General features: G+C 65.0%; 1 pseudogene. It reads right to left on the bottom strand.

Annotated elements, in window-relative coordinates:
- Positions 1-633, bottom strand: a pseudogene (gene nasR / locus ABD481_RS46690) (nitrate regulatory protein NasR); the annotation flags it as partial.
- Between the last annotated feature and the right edge of the window lies 1 nt (position 634).

Genomic DNA, 634 nt, shown 5'->3' with positions numbered 1-634 from the left:
CTGGGTTCTGAACAACTGGACGGTCGCCGGGCTGCCCAGCGCCTGAAAGCTGTCGAAGCAGGGCTGCTGACCGTCAATACGGTCCACCAGCTGCTGGCGCAGGCTGTCGCTGAACTCGCCGCGGGTAAAGCCCAATGCTCCCAGCGCGCGCTCCTGGCCCACCAGCTCTTTTCCCTGCATAAAGCTGTACAGGGCGACCATCCGACCAGCCACCGGCGGATCGTCAATGCTGTCATTGAGCTGCGGGGCGATGTTCAGCAGATGGCGGATGACGCGGCTGAACTGCTCCGTCGCGGCTTCAGCGGCAATTTGCCGGCGGCCGATCTGCGCGCGTAGTGCCGGGAGCTGCGCCAGCTCGTCAAGCGCTCTGGCGATACGCCAGCACAGCGCGCTGCCGGCTACCGCGCGCGCCCGTTCGAGGCTGGCATAAAACAGGGCTAGCCGCTCGTCAACCAGCGCCCCTCCCGCCCGACACTCCGCTGTATACAGCAAGCCGCCCGAGCAAAGATAGATATTCGACGCCCCGCGCTCACACTGCAGCATATGCACCAGCGCGCTGAGCTGGCTGGCCAGTTCCCCCAGTTGGCTAAGCTGCTGAAGCTGTTGTTTTTGCAGGCGACGCGCCAGCTGCAGC

The organism is Catenulispora yoronensis (assembly GCF_039531695.1).
GTDB classification, from domain to species: Bacteria; Actinomycetota; Actinomycetes; order Streptomycetales; family Catenulisporaceae; genus Catenulispora; species Catenulispora yoronensis.
This window is presented reverse-complemented; position numbering and strand designations above follow the sequence as displayed.